This is a genomic window from Polaribacter uvawellassae (genome assembly GCF_039748955.1).
Lineage (GTDB): Bacteria > Bacteroidota > Bacteroidia > Flavobacteriales > Flavobacteriaceae > Polaribacter > Polaribacter uvawellassae.
Map to the genome: position 1 here is coordinate 15,583 of NZ_JBDIZN010000007.1, position 18,452 is coordinate 34,034.

Below are 18,452 nucleotides of genomic sequence, written 5' to 3' on the forward strand. Positions count from 1 at the left end.
TTGTTGAAACTTTAAAATTGTATAAAATTAACATTGCTTGTTTTTTTGAAAAACTGTAATGGAGTTTCTCCATAAATTCTCTTAAAACTTGAAATGAAATGACTTTGATCGTAAAAGCCACATTCATAACAAACTTCTGTCATAGAAAGTTTTTTACTTAAAATAAGAGGAATGGCTTTATTTACTTTTTGTTTTCTAATATAATTTCCAATAGTTGTTTTAAAATATTTAGGAAACTCTCTTGATAAATGTACAGGATGAATGTTTAAAAGTGAACTTAAATGATTTAATGAAGTACTAACTTCTGGTTGATAATGCAAAATTTCTTTTAATCTATTTACCCAATGAGGAATAGTTGTTTTCGTTTTAAAAGAATCATTTTTTAGCGTAGAAAATAAATTTACTAAAAGAGAATCTATAGAAAGTTGACTATTTGCCATAACATTTTTACTTTCTAAAAAAATCTTATTCATAACTTCTTTAATTAAGGGATTTTCTAAATGAATACTTCCTTGAAAATTAAAAGAATGAAAATCATATTTTTGAAACCATTCAGTATTTAACTCAATATGAAATCCTCTTGTAAACTCTTTTGGTTTTATATTGTAATGTTCATCTTGCCAATTATGAAATAATAAAGTGCCAGGTTTTAAATAATATGTTTCTTTTTTGTTAGCTTCTAGTAGTTTTCCTTGTATTAAATAAGTAAAATATGGATTTTCATGAGAATGCCAATCTACTTTTGAATGTGTATACTCTGTATCGGTAATTAAAAAATCATCTAACTGTAATTTATGATAATGTTTACCAAAATATTCTCCTTTTTTAAGTTGATTAGTCATAAGTAAATGACGAATGAGTATCTGTTTTGTTACTACTAGAGTAGGGGTGATTTATTTATTACAAATCGTCAGTAAAATGTTTGCGCGTTTTATTTTGAGAAAATTTTTTCTCATTATAACTTTTTGAAGCATTTTTTGCAATTGATAAAGTTTCCCAATCTGTGTTTTTAGCCATTTTCCCAATCACAACAATTTGTCCAATATGATAAGAATAATGGCACAATTGTCTGTTAATTGCTTCTGCAATTGTATGTCCTTCGTTTCTGATATACACAATTGTATTGCTGTTTTCTGGAGTAATTTTATGTAAATTATCAAACAAACATTGCCAACCTTTTTCCCAGTCAGTAATTATTTCTTCTTTAGAATTGTAAGAGTTTATAAATTCATCGTCTCTATTTCTCCAAGATTTTTCGCCATCTTCAGTTAAAAAATTAGTCCAACGAGACAACATGTTTCCAGAAATATGTTTTACAATGGTTGCAACAGAATTACTCTCATCGTTATATTGCCAAAAAAGTTGCTCTTTTGTCAATTGACGAAAAGTTTTATCACCCAAACTTTTATTGTATTCAAACTGTTTTAATACACTTGGCAGGTAAGAAGGATCCATTTTTATTATTGTTGAATTTGACAATAAAGATACATTTTATTTACAATTCCTTTGGAATAAATTGAAGTGCTGCACCATTAATACAATGACGTAAACCAGTTGTTTCTTTTGGTCCATCTTCAAAAGAATGTCCTAAATGACCACCACAAGTATTGCATTTTAATTCTGTTCTTGCGTATCCAATTTCATAATCAACATCAAGTTCAACATTCTCTTTAATAGCTCTGTCAAAACTTGGCCAACCAGAACCTGAATCATATTTATACTTAGACAAATACAAAGGTGTTTTACAAGCAGCACAAACGTAAACTCCTTCAGATTTTGTGTTGTTATATGGATGTGAAAAAGCAATTTCTGTACCTGATTCTCTTAATACAAAAAACGAATCTGGAGACAATATGTTTCTCCACTCAGTTTCTGTTTTAGTAATTTTATATCCTTGTTTTTTCTCTTTTTTCTCTTGTGCATTAGTTGTACAACTAATAAATGAAACTAAGATTATTATTGAAAGTAGTTTTTGCATTTTGGTTGTTTTTACTTTAGGTCGATTCTAATCAAATCATCTTACAAGAAAGACATTCTATTTTAAATAGAATATGTAAATTTACGTTTCGTTAAAGCGATATATTATTATGAATAGAATTATGAAAAAAATAACCATATTATTACTTGTTTCAATCTTTTTAGCACAATGTAGTACTGTGCCAATTACTGGTAGAAAAAGAATAGCACCTGTTGAAGATTCACAAGTTTTACCATCAAGTTTTGCTCAATACAAAGGGTTTTTAGAAAAGAATAAAAAATCTAAAGATGTTGAAAAAACAAAACAAATTAAAGAAATTGGAACAAGAATTTCTGTTGCTGTAGATAAGTTTATGCGTGCAAATAATATGGTAAAAGAAGCTGATTCTTATAAATGGGAATTTAATTTAATAGAAGATAAAACGGTAAATGCTTGGTGTTTGCCTGGAGGAAAAGTGGTTTTTTATACAGGAATTTTACCAATTTGTGAAAATGAAGACGGAATTGCAGCTGTTATGGGACACGAAATTGCACATGCATTTGCAAAACACGGTCAAGAAAGAATGAGAAATAGTCAGATTCAAGCTTTAGGTGGAATTGCTGTTGCATACGGAACAAAAGATGATGAAAATTCTAAAATTTGGAATATGGTTTATGGAGTTGGCTCTCAAGTTGGAATGCTAGCATATAGTAGAACTCACGAATCTGAAGCAGATAGGTTAGGATTAGTTTTTATGATTATGGCTGGTTACAACGGAGAAGAAGCTGCACAAGTTTGGGTAAGAATGAGTGAAAAAGCAGGAAAATCTTCTCAACCAGAATTTTTAAGTACGCATCCTTCCAATGAATCTAGAATAAAAGAATTAAAAGCATTTTTACCAGAAGCAAGAGCTTTGGCTAAAAAGTTTAACGCAACTCCAATTGTAAAATAAAAGTTTATCTTGTGTTCTCAAACTAACTAAATTTTACTTTCATGCTAAAAATAGGGGACAAGAAGCTTATTAATGGTTGGGCTTTTTACGATTGGGCTAATTCTGTGTATTCATTAGTGATTAGTACAGCAGTTTTTCCGTTGTATTTTACTGCAATTACAAAAGGAAAAACCGTTCGATTTTTAGGAACTGATTGGGATCATCCAGATACTTTATATAGTTATGCACTCTCATTTTCTTTTTTGATTGTCGCATTTATGTCTCCAATTTTATCTGGTATTGCAGATTACACTGGAAGTAAGAAAAAATTTATGAAATTTTTCTGTGCTTTAGGTTCAATTTCTGTAATGAGTTTATACTTTTTTGATAGTGTTGATACTGTTTGGATTGGAATTGTTTTTACAATATTAGCAAGCATTGGTTTTTGGTCTAGCATTGTTTTTTACAATGCTTATTTACCAGAAGTAGCTAAACCAGAACAGCAAGATAGAGCAAGTGCAAAAGGTTTTATTTTTGGATATGCAGGTTCAGTTATTTTATTGATTATCAATTTAATAATGATTCAAATGCCAGAGGTATTTGGTATAACATCTGGGATGGCTTCTCGTATTTCTTTTGTAATGGTTGGTTTGTGGTGGCTTGGTTTTGCCCAAATTACTTTTAAAAGATTACCAGACGACATTTACAATAGAAAACCTGAGAAAGATTATATATGGAAAGGTTTTAAAGAACTAAAAAAAGTATGGAAAGAGTTACGCAATTACTCAAATTTAAAACGATTTTTAATAGCATTTTTCCTGTTAAGTATTGGAGTTCAGACGATTATTTTAATGGCAGCAATTTTTGGTTCTAGCGAATTAGGATTGCCAACTATGAACTTAATCATAACTATTCTATTAGTGCAAATTGTTGCAATTGTTGGAGCTGCATTATTTTCAAGAATTTCAGAGCGATATGGAAATATCAAAGCAATTAAAATAACAATTCTTACTTGGATGTTGGTTTGTTTTGCAGCTTTTATGTTAGATAAAAACCAAGAAAATGTTGCCTTGTATTTTTATGGATTAGGCGGAATGTTAGGATTGGTCCAAGGAGCAATACAATCGTTAACACGTTCAACTTATTCTAAATTATTACCAGAAACTCAAGATCACGCAACTTATTTTAGCTTTTATGATGTTACCGAAAAAATAGCAATTGTTTTAGGAACTTTTGTTTATGGTTTATTATATGCTATTACAGATTCTATGCAATGGAGTGTTTTGTCTTTAGCAATTTTCTTTTTAGCATCTTTTATTGTAATTAGTACTTTAAAGAAAACAAAACACGTGCATTAATTATTTTTTAATTCCGTTGTGTTTTTTAACAATTTCAACAACTTTATCAATAGGTAAAGATTTTACTTCGTGATGATCTCTTCCTTTTAAAGTATTTGCAGCAAAAAGCGAATTTAATATTGCTTCTTCTGTTGCTTCAATAGTTGCTAAAAATAATGGAGAAATAACACCATTTCTTAATTCTTTTTTATCTAAAAACTGAGATTTGCTGTTGTATGGAATCCTATTTTCTTTAGCGGTAGAAACAGCAATTACATAATCGCCACTTCCGTTGGATGCAATTCCGCCAGTTTTTGCCAATCCCATCATTGCACGTTTTGCCAATCGTTCTAAATTTCTAGAACTCAAAGGTGCATCCGTCATCACTACAATCATACAAGAACCATCAACATCATACGTATAACTTCTTGGATAATTGTCTAATTCTTTTGCAACAGGAACGCCATTTAATTCAAACACACCACCAAAATTTGTTTGTACCAAAACACCAACTGTATAACCACCATATTTTTCAGGAATCACTCTTGATGAAGTTCCAATTCCGCCTTTATAATTAAAACAGATAGTTCCAGTTCCAGCGCCAACATTTCCTTCGGCAACAACTCCTGTTTTTGCATTCTTAATTGCGTCCAACACATGTTTTTCTTTTACATGTCTTCCTCTGATATCATTTAAATAACCATCATTTGTTTCGCCAACAACAGAGTTTACAGAACTAACATTTTTGTTTTCAGGTTGGTTTAAAGTATAGGTAATCAACGCATTTGAAGCAGCAGGAACACTCAATGTATTTGTAAGAATAATCGGAGTTTCTATGTTTCCTAATTCTTTAACTTGACTATAACCAGCTAGTTTTCCGAAACCATTTCCTAAATAAATTGCAGCTGGAACTTTATATTGAAAAATATTATCTGAATGCGGTAAAATTGCTGTAACTCCAGTTCTAACATTGTCACCTTTAATAATAGTTGTATGACCAACTTTTACACCAAATACATCTGTAATTGCGTTGTTTTTTCCTGGTTTTAAAACGCCAACTTCAATTCCGTAATCACGAACTCTTTTTTGTTGAGAATATAAATCGGTTACCAAGAAAGAAGCAATAATAAAGATAATTTTAAAAATTTTCATTATAGGTGAATTTTATGTTTGTGATTGATGCTAAGTTAAGTAATTTATATATTATGATTTGTATTAAAAAAGAAAGAGGTTTCTACAATTGTAAAAACCTCTTTTTAATTATTTAATTCTAAATGATTTAGATTTTAAAACTAACTCCCATTACAATATTTCTACCTGAATTTAAGATTCCATCAGGTTTTAATCTTGATAAATGATGAATGTATTTGTTGTCGAATGCATTGTTTACAGAAATTGTAGTATTAAATTTTAAAGAATTCAATTCAACATCACCACCAAAACCAATAGAAACTAAATGATAACCATCAGAAGCAGTTTCAAATAAACCAACATTTTTCTGAGCCAATGTAGAAGTTACTGTTAAGTTAGAATATCCGTTTTTTAACCAGTTCTTAATATTAAACTCTGTTCTAAAAGTATTTTTAAAAGTATTGGCAGGAATTAAAGGTAAATAATCTCCATTTTGTTGTTTTCCTATAACCATTTCAAAACTACTTTCTAAATGCAACCAATCTATTGGATGCGGATGTAGATGAAATCCAAATTCGCCTCCATATAATTTTGCATGGTGTTGTGTGTATTTAAAAACTGGCGCACCATCTTCTATTGTTCCGGTTGGAGCTAAAAAGATATAATCATTTAGATGATTGTAAAACCCGTTACCAAAAAACTCAATATGTTTAGTTTTATATTCTAAAGAAAGATCTATTTGAACATTTTTTTCTGTGTCTAAACCTGCATTTCCAACTTCAAAACGATTTGTACCATGATGCACTCCATTTGAAGTTAACTCTGCTAAATTTGGGGCTCTAAATCCGCTTGCGGTATTAATTCTAGTTGTAATTTTATTAAGCAATGTAAATTTATACCCTAAAGAAGCAGTAAAACTTGTGTAGTTTTTATCTAACGGATTAAAAACATGAGAATCTCCATCATGAACTACAATGTGTTTTTCGGTTTCTAACTTTCTTGCATCAAAACGAATTCCTGCTTGTAATGCTGAACTATTAAATTGTTTGTTGATGGTGTAAAACACACCAATATCATTAATTTTTGCATTCGGAATTAACAATTCTTCTCCGAAGTTTTTGTTCTGTTGATGCATTCCTTGTAAACCTAAAATACTTTCAATACCGTTTTTAAAAGTTGGTAAATTGTATTTTATATTATAGTTAAATGTCCTCAATTTTAAGCGTAAAGCTGCTTCCTCTTCTCCGTGATGTTCTTCTCCTGGATGATGTTCTTCAAACTCTTGTCTATCATTAAAAATATAACCTAAATCAACATCTAATTTAGATTTTCCAAAAAAGAAATGATTATGCAAACTAAAAATTTGATTGTCTACTTTTTGAAAAGGTTCTTCTGGTGTATAATCGGTTGATTGACTTCCAATTCCTTCTGAAATTCCTAAAATAGATTTATTTAAATTGTATCTAAATTCGTTTGAATAGCTATCTGAATTGTATCCAATACCAATTTTAAAATCATTTTCTTTAAATCGTGTATTTGTAACTCTTTGGTTATTGGGAGTTTTATAATCTGAATGATAATTAGAACTCATTCGTCCTAATAACTTCCATTTTTCTGCAGAACTTTTAAAACCTACAGAAGTATTACTACCTAATGTATTGCTATAAAACTGTTGATTTATAAATCCGTTTGTAGTATTTGTTGCTGCAAAGCGTTCAGGATTTAAATACAAAACTCCGCCTAAAGCATCAGATCCGTAAAGTAGAGAAGCTGGTCCTTTTATTACTTCTACACTTTGAACTCCTGCATCGTTTAAACCCAAACCATGTTCATCTCCAAATTGTTGATTCTCTAAACGAACACCTTGTGCGTACACTAAAACTCTATTACCGCTTAAGCCTCTAATTACAGGTTTTCCGATGGATGTTCCTGTTGATATTTGAGAAACTCCTGCTAGTTTTTGTAATCCATCCATTAAGGTTGGTGCGCCTGTTCTTTTAATTGCAGCAGCAGTTAATCGTTCTACTTTCATTACATTTTCTGATTGTAATTTATTGAAAGGTGTAGAGATAATTACTTCGTCTATTGTAAAGACAGATTCTTGTAAAAAGATATCTAAAGTTACATCTTTAGAGTTAAAGTCAATTGTTTTTGTTTGTGTTTCAAAACCGATAAAAGAGAAAGAAATTTTTACTTTTCCGTTGGGTAAATTTTTCAGTAAATATTTACCATTTGCATCTGTAATAGTTCCTTTATGATATTCTGTTGTATAAATTTCTACGCCAATTAATGGCTCTTTATGTACGTCTGTAACGGTTCCTGATAAATTATTTTGAGCCGTAACTGTAATGCAGCTCAATAAAAATAAGGCTTTTAAGATTATTTTCATGTATTGTGTTTTTTATTGTTGTACTAAGTTTTTGTCAATAAATATATTGACAGAATTTATGAAACAATAAAAAACGGCGGCCCTCGAGTAGTTTTTTTGGAAACAACTTCTACTGCTTTTACTTGCGATCTTTCAGTAAATATAGTTGTGTAAAAATGTTGTGGAATTACATCAAAATTAGAAGAAAAATCTACACTAAAAGTTTGTAATTGTCTGTGTAATAAAGAACAATCTATATCCGTTTCGTGTACATGTTTTACATCAATAGAAAAACAAACTGCATGTTTGTGATTGTCTAAAGCGTGTGCTAATTGTATTATTGATGGTGTTAATATTAACAATACACTTAAATGGATGATATGCTTTTTAAACTTTTTGATAATTTTTAATTCCTTTTTTTTCTGATTTTCATGTTTAAAGCTTCGACACCTAATGAAAAAGCGATGGCAAAATACAAATACCCTTTTGGAATTGCTCCTATAGAATTGTTAAAAATTTCAGTATTTGCTAAATGCGCTCCTTCGGTTATCAACATAAACCCAATTAAAATCAAAAAAGACAAAGCAAGCATTTGTATTGTTGGATGTTCGTTTACAAATTTACCAACCGGATTTGCAAAAATCATCATAATTAACATAGAAATTACTACGGCTGTAATCATAATTATTAAAGCTCCTTCAACTCCGTTGGTCATTCCAACTGCAGTTAAAACTGAATCGAAAGAGAACACAAGATCTATTAAAATAATCTGTAAAATTACATTAGACATTGTAGCCGCTTTCTTTTTTGTTGCTTTTTGCTTGTCTTCTGTAACACCTTCTACTTTATGATGAATTTCACTTGTACTTTTGTAGAGTAAAAACATTCCTCCTAAAATTAAAATAATACTTTGTCCTGTAATTTCTGTACTTAACCAAGAAGTATTAATTGTAAAAAAAGGATCTTTCATTGCAATTAGATACGATACACCAAGCAATAAAATAATTCGAAATACCATTGCAAGCAACAACCCAATATTTGTAGCTTTTTTTTGCAGATGCTTTGGGAGTTTTCCTGTAGAAATAGAAATAAATATAATATTATCTATTCCTAAAATTATTTCTAAAAAAGTAAGCGTTAATAACGCAACCCAGGTATCGAGGTGTGCAAATATTTCCATTATTGTTTAACTTTATATACAGTACCTGTTTGTTTGAATTTAGAAAAACCAATTTTAGCGGTAAAGCTATAAGAAGTGTCTGTTACTTTATTTATAGTTACAAAAATTTTGTCTTTATCTAAACTCGTTTTTGGGCTTTTCATACGTAAAATATAAGAAAAGTTGTTTTTCCACTCAACATATAATGTGTCAATATGTTTTTCTGTACGTTGATAAGAACTACTATCTGTTGATATTTCTACAGTTTTTGTATATTCTTCAATTTGTAAACTATCAATTCTTGTAATAATTGTTTTGCTATATCCTTTTCCTGCAGGAATTTCAAAAACTCCAACTCTAAACTGATTGTTATTATCAATAATAACAGATTCTTTACAAGATGCTATACCTATTAAGACAAAAAGTGTGATGATTATTTTTTTCATTATATTCCTGTAAAATTAGCTGGTGTTATTACTTTTAATTCGTTTTTTATTGCCTCAGAAACTTCTAATGTGTCAATAAAATCTGCAATAGATTTTTGAGTAATTTTTTCATTAGTTCTTGTCAATCCTTTTAAAGCTTCATACGGATTTGGATATGCTTCTCTTCGAAGAATTGTTTGAATTGCTTCTGCAACTACAGCCCAATTATTTTCTAAATCTTGCTCAAATTTTTCTTTGTTTAACAACAATTTATTCAATCCTTTTAAGGTTGATGTAAATCCAATTAATGTGTGTCCAAAAGGCACGCCAACATTACGTAAAACCGTACTGTCTGTTAAATCACGTTGCATTCTAGAAATTGGAAGCTTTGCTGCTAAATGCTCAAACAAAGCATTTGCAATTCCTAAATTTCCTTCTGAGTTTTCAAAATCAATCGGATTTACTTTATGTGGCATTGCAGAAGAACCAATTTCTCCAGCTTTGATTTTTTGTTTGAAATAATCCATCGCAACATAGGTCCAAATATCTTTGTCTAAATCTAAGATAATGGTGTTTATTCTTTTTAGACAATCAAACAAAGAAGCCATATAATCATAATGCTCAATTTGTGTGGTTGGAAAAGAATGATGTAAACCTAATTTTTCTTGAACAAAATGAGTTCCAAAAGCTTTCCAATCTATATTCGGATATGCAACATGATGGGCATTGTAATTTCCTGTTGCACCACCAAATTTTGCTGCATTTGGTATGTTTTCCAACGTTTTAAATTGCTCATGTAAACGTACTGCAAACACATTAATTTCTTTTCCTAAGCGAGTTGGAGAAGCGGGCTGGCCATGCGTTCTTGCCAACATAGAAACATCGCTCCACTCTACAGAAAGTTCTTTTATTTTTTTTAGAAGTTCTTTGTAAGAAGGAATATAAACTTCTTCGATAGCATCTTTTATTGAAAGCGGAATTGCCGTATTATTAATGTCCTGTGAAGTTAATCCGAAGTGAATAAACTCTTTGTATTTCAGTAAATTTAATTTATCAAATTCTTCTTTGATAAAATACTCAACGGCCTTAACATCGTGGTTGGTAACCTTTTCAATGTCTTTAATTTTCTGAGCATCTTTAGTAGAAAAGTTGTTGTATATTTTTCTTAAATCAACAAACAAATCGGTGTTAAAATCACTCAGTTGAGGTAACGGAATTTCGCACAAAGCAATAAAGTATTCGATTTCTACTTTTACGCGATATTTAATCAAAGATTCTTCAGAATAATAATCAGCTAATTTTGCTACTTTATTTCTATATCTTCCATCTATAGGTGAGATGGCATTTAATTCAGATAAATTCATTTTTTGTTGTTGTGTTGTCTTAATTGCAAAAATAAAAAATACAGAACTGATTTGACTATATTTAAAGAGAATTTATCTAAAAACTTTTCTTTTAACAATTATCACCTTTTTTTTCTTTTCTAAATTTTTAATCACTCTAATTACAGTTTCTACTCGAAGCCCAAGTGTATCTGCAATTTGTTGCCTTGTATAATCAATTTTAAACGTAAATTCACCTTCTAATTTGGCAACATCTTTCTTTAGATAATCAAAAAAACGCAAGATTCTATGTTCTGGTTCTTGACTCGATATTTCTGAGGCAATTATTGCTTTATAATACAACCTATTTGCCAAGCTTTTGGTAATATTTAAATGAATTTCTGGATATTTGTATAACAACTCATAAAGTTTACTTTTTTCTAATTCTAACACTTTACAATTAGAAAAAGCAATAGCATTTGCAGGATATTTTACATCAATAAAAAGTGGTGGTTCTCCAAAACTTTGTCCTTTGTAAAAAACATTCTGAATAAACTCTTTTCCGTCGTCATTATAATTGTTCATTTTTACAGCACCACTAACAATTTGATAATAATAACGTGCAGTTTCATTTTCTAAAAAAATGTTTTTTCCTTTAGAATATTCGCATATTTTTGCGTTAAAATCAAGAAGCAATTGTTCGTTTATCATTATGATTTGGGTCATAAGTTTGCTATTTGTAAAGATATACTTTTGTTTGATAAAAAATAGGATAAAATGGAGTTAAGAGATATAGAAAACAGAGCAGATATTTTTTTATTGGTAAATACTTTTTACGCAAAAGTTAAAAAAGATGAATTTATTGGGCCAATATTTTTAGAGGTAATTCCTGCTGACGAATGGAAAAGTCATATAGAAAAACTAACAGATTTTTGGGAAGGCAACTTATTTTTTACTAGAAATTTTAAAGGAAACCCAATGAAAGCTCATAAAGATGTTGATGCGCATTTTAATCATACAATAGAACAAAAACACTTTGGTAAATGGTTAGAAATTTGGTTTACAACTATAGACGAATTATTTAGCGGCACAAAAGCACACGAAGCTAAAGAACGCGCAAGAAATATTGCATCAATTCTTTTTCTAAAAATGTTTGAAGCAAAACCTAAGAAAGTGCAATAGCAATTTGGTAAAACAACATAATTGTATTGATAATAACGCTAACAATAAACGACCAAGCAATTGCTTTTATGGGTTGCTGACTAAGAGATAAAACGAGTGTTGTCATAGCCAACACAATAGCTGTCATTAAAATAAATAAAGAAATTTTTCCTTGAACAGCAATAGCAGCATTTATCGATGCAATTCCTGTACTAATCATTACTAATGCAATAGAAATTCCGATAGTATTTACTTTTTCACTTTCTATTTTTTGATTGATTTTTTGGACGATATTAAATTGGTTGCTCATTGTAGTATAATTTTACAACCAAATTTATAGACTATTTAAAAACCAGTTTATGATTCAAATCATAAATTAAAAATTACTGCTGATGCTTTTTTATCAGCTCTAAAATATAGGTTCCTCTTGCTTTACAACCTTTACTTTCTTTTATAATTTTAGTGCTAATTAAATGCTCTAATTCTGGATGAATCCAATCTTTTTGCAAACCAAATAAATACAAAGTGGTCATTGTGTAAGCTCTAACGGCAATTTTTTGCGGAGTAATTAACCAATCGAATCCAGTTTCTACAATGCTGTCAATTTGTGCTATTGTTAATGTAGTTTGAAATTCATTTTTGTTTTTAGAAGTGTAAGCAGTTGCAATGTGTTCGCAAATTTTTGCACAAGGTCTAATGGCGCTATCAAAACGCAATCTAGAAATATTTTGTGTAAACTCTTCTAAATGTGGTAACATCCAACGTAAATCTCCGTGTGTGCAAATCCATTCTAAAATCCAAGCAGCTTTTATAGAAATTTTATCATCAACTTCAAAAGTTAAAGAAACCAGGTATTTAAATAATTCTTTATTGTTGTATACAATATTTGCTACCTTATCTCTGTTTTCTCTTTTAGCATTTTCCATTGATTGTAATGCAGAAACTAAAAAATCTTTATTCATATATGCATAGTTGCGTATCTTTGTTAGATAATTGTTTGATGATGATAAATATAAAAAGACTATTTTTTCTTTGTATCCTTTTTTCGTTTTTTTTAAACGGAAATGAAGCAGTTGCCCAAAAATACAATCAGTTTGATAAAAATAAAAAGAGAACTGGTCCTTGGAAAAAATATTATACTACAAATAAGAGAATTAAATATACGGGGCAGTTTGAAAACGGAAAAGAAGTAGGAACGTTTAAGTTTTACAGCATTAAATATTCTACGCATCCAGAAGCTATTAAAATCTTTAAAAAAGATTCTGACTCTATCGATGTAAAGTATTTGTTTGACAATGGAAAAATAAGAGTAAACGGAGCATTTTTTGGCAAAAAAAGAGTGGGAAAATGGACGTATTTTTATAAAAAAGGAACTGTTTTTTCAGAAGAATATTATGTTGATGGAAAACTAGAAGGAAAAGTAACGGTCTATTTTGAATCCAACGGAAAGAAAGCAGAAGAATCTGAATATAAAAATGGTTTGTTGCACGGTGTTTCTAAAAAATATTCTGATAAAGAAGTATTAATTGAAGAAGTGTTGTTTGAAAATGGTTTGGCAAATGGACTAGCAAAATACTTTGAGTTAAGTGGAAATCTTAAAGAACGTGGTCTTTATAAAGACGGAAAACGCATAGGTAAATGGGAGTTTTATCTAGATGGAGAACTTGCTACCGATAAAGAAAGAAAAGAATCGTTAAAAAACACGATCAAGAATAAAAATTAAAATAACTTTTTCTTATCAATACATCAGTTAATTCAATGTGTTAATCTCCCAATTGATTTGTATCTTTGCAGTCAATTTTATTAAAAATGAAACGTGTAATTGTTGGTCTTTCTGGTGGTGTTGATAGTAGTGTAACTGCATATTTGTTAAAAGAACAAGGATATGAAGTAATCGGCTTGTTTATGAAAAATTGGCACGATGATTCTGTAACTATTTCTAACGAATGTCCGTGGTTAGAAGACAGCAACGATGCTATGATTGTTGCAGATAAATTAGGAATTCCTTTTCAAGTTGTAGATTTAAGCGAACAATACAAAGAGCGTATTGTAGATTATATGTTTGATGAATACAGCAAAGGAAGAACTCCAAATCCAGATGTGTTGTGTAATAGAGAAATCAAATTTGATGTCTTTATGGACATTGCGCTAAATTTGGGTGCAGATTATGTCGCAACCGGACATTATTGTAGAAAAGGCAAAGAAGAGATTGACGGAAAATCAGTTTATAAACTGTTGGCTGGAAAAGATGCGAATAAAGATCAATCGTATTTTTTATGTCAATTATCGCAACAACAATTAGCCAAAGCATTATTTCCAATTGGCAAATTAACAAAGCCAGAAGTTAGAGAAATTGCTAAAAAAGCAGATTTAATTACTGCAGATAAAAAAGATTCTCAAGGTTTGTGTTTTATTGGTAAAGTACGTTTACCAGAGTTTTTACAACAAAAATTACAACCAAAAGAAGGCGTTATAGTTACAATTCCTGCTGATTCTGAAATTTATAATAGAACAATTCCAACTTTTTCTAATAAAGAAGAAGAATTGGCTTTTTATGCAACTAAATATTCATATTCAATTGCAGACGGAAAAACAGTCGGCAAACATCAAGGCGCACATTATTTTACCAAAGGACAACGAAAAGGATTAAATGTAGGCGGAACAAAAGAAGCGTTGTATGTGATAGAAACCGATGTTGAAGAAAATGTAATTTATGCTGGTGAAGGAAAAAACCATCCAGGTTTGTATAGAAAAGTCTTGTTTGTTAGCAACGAAGAAGAGCATTGGATTCGTGAAGATTTAAGATTAGAAACCGGAGAATCATTAGAAGTTGAAGCAAGAATTCGTTACAGACAAGCATTAGAAAAAGCTATACTTTATAAAGTAGAAAATGGTTTGTATGTAGCTTTTGAAAATAAGCAATCTGCAATTACAGAAGGACAATTTGTAGCTTGGTATCAAAACGAAGAATTGTTAGGTTCTGGCGTAATTTCTTAATCAGTATTTTATTAGAACTTTAAAAAGTAGTATTTTAGACGGATAAACTTATATCCGATGAAAAGACTATTTCCCCTATTAGCTTTTTTTATTTCTCTCCAACTTTTTGCACAAGAAGATGCTTGGATTTATTTAAAAGACAAACCTAGTTCAGTTACATTTTTAGCAACACCTTTAACAATGTTATCTCAGCGTTCTTTAGACAGAAGAACACGTCAAAATATTTCTTTAGATATAAAAGATGTTCCGGTTGAAATATCGTATTACAATCAGATTAAAAGCACATCTGGAATTACAGTTTTAGCAAAATCTAAATGGTTAAACGCCATTCATGTACAAGGAACGCAAGCTATGATCAACAGTTTAAAAAACACATTTACGTTTGTAGAAAGTATTGAATTTGCTGATAATTCTTTAAATACCAATGGTAAAAGATTAGCAAAATCTAATACAATAACAAAACGTAATAAGTTTTCAGAAACAAGGACAGATTTTAACTACGGAAATACGCAAAATCAAATTGAAATGTTGAAAGCAGATTTTCTGCACAAGCAAAATTTTACAGGAAATGGAATGCATATTGCTGTGATTGATGCAGGTTTTCCGAATGTAAATACATTGCAGGCTTTTGCACGTATAAGAAATAACAATCAAATACTTGGTGGTTATGATTTTGTAGATAGAAGTACTAATTTTTATAGTGGGCATAATCATGGAACAAATGTTTTATCAACCATTGCTGGTTATATTGACGGGCAATTTGTTGGTTCAGCACCAGATGCTTCGTACTATTTATTCAGAACTGAAGATGCTGCAAACGAAGTTCCTTTAGAAGAAAGTTTGTGGGTTGAAGCTGCAGAAAGAGCAGATAGTTTAGGTGTTGATGTAATAAATACATCTTTAGGATATTCAACGTTTGATGAAAGCAGATACAATTATTCGTATTCAGATTTAAACGGAAATACAGCTTTTATAACAAGAGGAGCGGAGATTGGTGTTTCTAGAGGAATGATTATTGTAAACTCTGCAGGAAACGAAGGAAATAATACCTGGAAATACATTTCTGCACCAGCTGATGCGAATTCGGTTTTTACGGTTGGAGCTGTAAATGCTTCAAGAATAATTGCAGGTTTTAGTTCTTTTGGCCCAACTTCAGATAATAGAGTAAAACCAGATGTGTTAGCGCAAGGACAAAGTGTTTATGTATTAGATCAAAACACAGGAACTCCAAGAACATCAAACGGAACCTCTTTTTCTTCACCAATTATGGCTGGTGTTGTAGCTTGTTTTTGGCAAGCATTTCCAAATTTAACAAACACACAAATTATGACGCGCATAAAAGAAACTGGAGACCGGTTTAATAATCCACACGAACAATATGGATATGGAATTCCGAATTTTGAAAATGCATACAATACCGTTTTAAGTGTTGACGACCAAGATTTTTTAAATGCGACAACTGTTTTTCCGAACCCAGTTACCAACAGATTAACGATTCAAACTTCTATCCAAAGTTTAGAAAATGTCAAAATTCAAATCTTTAATGTAATCGGGAAAAAAGTATTTGAAAAAGTTGGATTGAAAACTAAAATGGTAGATGTTTCAGAATTTAATTCTGGAATTTATATATTGAAAATAACGAACGAAAATCAGCAAAAAACAATAAAGTTGATAAAAAAATAATGACAAACAATATCACACAATTATTCAATATAAAATATCCAATTGTTCAAGGCGGAATGATTTGGGTTTCGGGTTATAAATTAGCATCGGCAGTTTCTAATGCAGGTGGTTTGGGTTTAATTGGAGCAGGTTCTATGTATCCAGATGTGTTAAGAGAACACATTCAAAAATGTAAAAAAGCAACCGATAAACCTTTTGGTGTAAACGTACCAATGTTGTATCCAGATATTGAAAAAATCATGGAAATTATTGTAGAAGAAGGCGTTAAAATTGTGTTTACTTCTGCTGGAAACCCAAAAACGTGGACGGCTTTTTTAAAGGAAAAAGGAATTACTGTTGTGCACGTTGTTAGTTCTGTAAAGTTTGCTTTAAAAGCAGAAGCTGCTGGTGTTGATGCTGTTGTTTGTGAAGGTTTTGAAGCTGGCGGACACAACGGAAGGGAAGAAACAACTACGTTTACGTTAATTCCGATGGTAAAAGAACAGGTGAAAATCCCTGTGATTGCAGCGGGCGGAATTGGTTCTGGACGCGCCATGTTAGCCGCAATGGTTTTGGGAGCAAATGGCGTACAAGTTGGTAGTAGATTTGCTGCAACCAAAGAATCGTCTGCACACGAAAATTTTAAACAAACAATTATCAATGTTAAAGATGGCGATACCGTATTAACATTAAAAGAATTAGCGCCAGTTAGATTAGTAAAAAATAAGTTTTACAATCAAATACAAGAATTGTATAAACTTAATCCGACTGTTGATGAAATTAAAGAATTACTAGGAAGAGCTAGAGCAAAAAAAGGAATGTTTGAAGGCGATTTAGAAAATGGCGAATTAGAAATTGGGCAAGTTGCTGGAATTATTCACGAGATAAAATCTGCCAAAGAAGTGATTGACGAAATGATGCAAGAATTTAATGCGGTAAAAAAACAATTTTAATGGACGGAACAAAAAGAGCAAACATACAAGTTGGAGTAGCAGTAAACGTTGTTCAAAAACATCATCAACGAAGCGGAGAATTAACTGAAGGAATTGTAAAACGAATCTTAACTAACTCACCAAATCATCCGCACGGAATAAAAGTGCAATTAACTTCTGGTATTGTTGGGAGAGTGAAAGAGGTTTTGTAAAATCTCTTTATAGTGTTTTCTTGTTACTTTATGATAAAGCAGCCTTACTTTGTGTTTAAGCGTTGTTGCTTTTTAATAAAGAAGTCTTTTTTTTTATTAATTTGGGTTACTTAGTGTTTAAACGTTGTTGTTTTTTGATAAAGTAAGCTTACCCTTTGGCTAATTTTGGTTGCTGATAGACAGATTACTTCGTCCTAACGTCCTTGTAATGAAGTTTTAATTGTCATTCCCTTGTAAAAGGGAATCTATAATAAGTAAGTTGATTTGCAAAAACTAATAGAATTTTAATAGTGCCTGTTTGGATTCCCGCTTTCGTGAGAATGACAAAGCGTTATGTATATTGTTTTTTTATTCCTTTAATTTTTTGTGTTCCCAAATATCTATATCTATTTCAATATCTTTTAAAGTGTTGGTTATGTATTTTTTATAATTGAAAGCATCCTTTATAAATTCACTGATTGCAACATCTAAATAAATCCGTTCATTTTTAATTTCCTTTTCGAAATAGATAACACCATAATAATTAAAATCATCTTTATAAAACCCTAAAGGTTCTTCTGTGTGATGAGATTTCGCTTCAATATCTAATCTTCCAGATTCAAAAGAAACACTCCAGTTTCGCCAATAAACTCCTTCTTTTTTAGTTTCGGAATGAAAACTATAATCGTAAATGTCTAAACTCAGATTCCATTCTTTATGCGTTTCAGCTTTATGTATATTTTTAATTAGAAACGCTATTTCTGTTAAATAAATTTTGTTTTGTACTTTAGAAAATGGTAAATCAGAAATAAAATCAACAAATTTAATTAGCGATTGAATGTTATTATAAGTGGTAGTATCTGGTTTCCACATTGCTAA

General features: G+C 30.4%; 21 protein-coding genes. 8 read left to right on the forward strand and 13 right to left on the reverse strand.

From position 1 onward, the window contains the following. Positions 1-11: 11 nt before the first annotated feature. The 3 genes from ABDX67_RS12465 to msrB are packed head-to-tail and all read right to left on the reverse strand — an operon-like array spanning position 12 to position 1,978. The gene (locus ABDX67_RS12465; protein WP_347175366.1) at positions 12-842 is read right to left on the reverse strand and encodes an AraC family transcriptional regulator; all 831 of its coding nucleotides are present in this window, start codon (positions 840-842) and stop codon (positions 12-14) included. Positions 843-900: 58 nt separating this feature from the next. Next, on the reverse strand, positions 901-1,455 hold the full coding sequence (locus tag ABDX67_RS12470; protein WP_347175367.1) for a DUF1572 family protein: 555 nt from the start codon (positions 1,453-1,455) through the stop codon (positions 901-903). Between the two features lie 40 nt (positions 1,456-1,495). Next, a complete protein-coding gene (gene msrB / locus ABDX67_RS12475) occupies positions 1,496-1,978 on the reverse strand; it encodes a peptide-methionine (R)-S-oxide reductase MsrB (RefSeq protein WP_347175368.1) in 483 nt (160 codons plus the stop codon). 121 nt (positions 1,979-2,099) lie between these two features. On the opposite strand from msrB, the gene ABDX67_RS12480 reads away from it, so the two are divergent. Both ABDX67_RS12480 and ABDX67_RS12485 read left to right on the forward strand, forming a co-directional pair. Next, positions 2,100-2,909 carry a M48 family metallopeptidase gene (locus tag ABDX67_RS12480; protein WP_347175369.1) on the forward strand — a complete coding sequence of 270 codons (810 nt, stop codon included), beginning with the start codon at positions 2,100-2,102 and terminating at the stop codon, positions 2,907-2,909. 41 nt (positions 2,910-2,950) lie between these two features. Further along, entirely contained in the window at positions 2,951-4,246 is a 1,296-nt protein-coding gene (locus tag ABDX67_RS12485; protein WP_347175370.1) for an MFS transporter, read from the forward strand. Here ABDX67_RS12485 and ABDX67_RS12490 read toward each other — a convergent pair whose 3' ends face one another. The 7 genes from ABDX67_RS12490 to ABDX67_RS12520 all read right to left on the reverse strand — a co-directional run bounded on the left by ABDX67_RS12490 (position 4,247) and on the right by ABDX67_RS12520 (position 11,341). After that, positions 4,247-5,377, reverse strand: a complete 1,131-nt coding sequence (locus tag ABDX67_RS12490; RefSeq protein ID WP_347175371.1) for a DmpA family aminopeptidase — start codon at positions 5,375-5,377, stop codon at positions 4,247-4,249. A gap of 127 nt (positions 5,378-5,504) precedes the next feature. Further along, the gene (locus ABDX67_RS12495) at positions 5,505-7,745 is read right to left on the reverse strand and encodes a TonB-dependent receptor (protein ID WP_347175372.1); all 2,241 of its coding nucleotides are present in this window, start codon (positions 7,743-7,745) and stop codon (positions 5,505-5,507) included. 56 nt (positions 7,746-7,801) lie between these two features. Continuing rightward, positions 7,802-8,086, reverse strand: a complete 285-nt coding sequence (locus ABDX67_RS12500) for a hypothetical protein (RefSeq protein WP_347175373.1) — start codon at positions 8,084-8,086, stop codon at positions 7,802-7,804. A gap of 44 nt (positions 8,087-8,130) precedes the next feature. After that, positions 8,131-8,904 carry a TerC family protein gene (locus ABDX67_RS12505; RefSeq protein WP_347175374.1) on the reverse strand — a complete coding sequence of 258 codons (774 nt, stop codon included), beginning with the start codon at positions 8,902-8,904 and terminating at the stop codon, positions 8,131-8,133. Continuing rightward, positions 8,904-9,329, reverse strand: a complete 426-nt coding sequence (locus tag ABDX67_RS12510; RefSeq protein ID WP_347175375.1) for a hypothetical protein — start codon at positions 9,327-9,329, stop codon at positions 8,904-8,906. Before ABDX67_RS12510 ends, ABDX67_RS12505 begins: the two co-directional genes overlap by 1 nt. Beyond that, positions 9,329-10,672 (reverse strand): adenylosuccinate lyase, encoded by a 1,344-nt coding sequence (purB, locus tag ABDX67_RS12515; RefSeq protein ID WP_347175376.1) that lies wholly within the window; start codon positions 10,670-10,672, stop codon positions 9,329-9,331. Before purB ends, ABDX67_RS12510 begins: the two co-directional genes overlap by 1 nt. A gap of 72 nt (positions 10,673-10,744) precedes the next feature. Beyond that, a complete protein-coding gene (locus tag ABDX67_RS12520) occupies positions 10,745-11,341 on the reverse strand; it encodes a Crp/Fnr family transcriptional regulator (RefSeq protein ID WP_347175435.1) in 597 nt (198 codons plus the stop codon). A 66-nt stretch (positions 11,342-11,407) separates the two neighbouring features. On the opposite strand from ABDX67_RS12520, the gene ABDX67_RS12525 reads away from it, so the two are divergent. Further along, positions 11,408-11,812: a group III truncated hemoglobin gene (locus ABDX67_RS12525; protein WP_347175377.1), complete on the forward strand. Its 405-nt coding sequence runs from the start codon at positions 11,408-11,410 to the stop codon at positions 11,810-11,812. Here the strand turns inward: ABDX67_RS12525 and ABDX67_RS12530 are convergent. Together ABDX67_RS12530 and ABDX67_RS12535 are read right to left on the reverse strand one after the other, a co-directional pair. After that, a complete protein-coding gene (locus ABDX67_RS12530) occupies positions 11,796-12,101 on the reverse strand; it encodes a hypothetical protein (protein ID WP_347175378.1) in 306 nt (101 codons plus the stop codon). The two genes, ABDX67_RS12525 and ABDX67_RS12530, sit on opposite strands and share 17 nt — an antisense overlap. Before the next feature lie 73 nt (positions 12,102-12,174). Further along, positions 12,175-12,753, reverse strand: a complete 579-nt coding sequence (locus ABDX67_RS12535) for an adenylosuccinate lyase (RefSeq protein ID WP_347175379.1) — start codon at positions 12,751-12,753, stop codon at positions 12,175-12,177. A 38-nt stretch (positions 12,754-12,791) separates the two neighbouring features. On the opposite strand from ABDX67_RS12535, the gene ABDX67_RS12540 reads away from it, so the two are divergent. The 5 genes from ABDX67_RS12540 (at position 12,792) to ABDX67_RS12560 (ending at position 17,594) form a co-directional block, all read left to right on the forward strand. Next, on the forward strand, positions 12,792-13,514 hold the full coding sequence (locus ABDX67_RS12540; RefSeq protein ID WP_347175380.1) for a toxin-antitoxin system YwqK family antitoxin: 723 nt from the start codon (positions 12,792-12,794) through the stop codon (positions 13,512-13,514). A gap of 86 nt (positions 13,515-13,600) precedes the next feature. Further along, complete coding sequence (mnmA, locus tag ABDX67_RS12545; RefSeq protein ID WP_347175381.1) at positions 13,601-14,788, forward strand: tRNA 2-thiouridine(34) synthase MnmA; 1,188 nt, start codon at positions 13,601-13,603, stop codon at positions 14,786-14,788. Positions 14,789-14,845: 57 nt separating this feature from the next. Then, positions 14,846-16,471: a S8 family serine peptidase gene (locus ABDX67_RS12550; RefSeq protein ID WP_347175382.1), complete on the forward strand. Its 1,626-nt coding sequence runs from the start codon at positions 14,846-14,848 to the stop codon at positions 16,469-16,471. Further along, positions 16,471-17,403: an NAD(P)H-dependent flavin oxidoreductase gene (locus ABDX67_RS12555; protein WP_347175383.1), complete on the forward strand. Its 933-nt coding sequence runs from the start codon at positions 16,471-16,473 to the stop codon at positions 17,401-17,403. The genes ABDX67_RS12550 and ABDX67_RS12555 overlap by 1 nt, the downstream gene beginning before the upstream one ends. Continuing rightward, positions 17,403-17,594: a YwbE family protein gene (locus ABDX67_RS12560; protein ID WP_347175384.1), complete on the forward strand. Its 192-nt coding sequence runs from the start codon at positions 17,403-17,405 to the stop codon at positions 17,592-17,594. Before ABDX67_RS12555 ends, ABDX67_RS12560 begins: the two co-directional genes overlap by 1 nt. Before the next feature lie 348 nt (positions 17,595-17,942). On the opposite strand, the gene ABDX67_RS12565 is transcribed toward ABDX67_RS12560, so the two are convergent. After that, positions 17,943-18,446, reverse strand: coding sequence for a hypothetical protein (locus ABDX67_RS12565; RefSeq protein WP_347175385.1), 504 nt, complete (start codon positions 18,444-18,446; stop codon positions 17,943-17,945). Between the last annotated feature and the right edge of the window lie 6 nt (positions 18,447-18,452).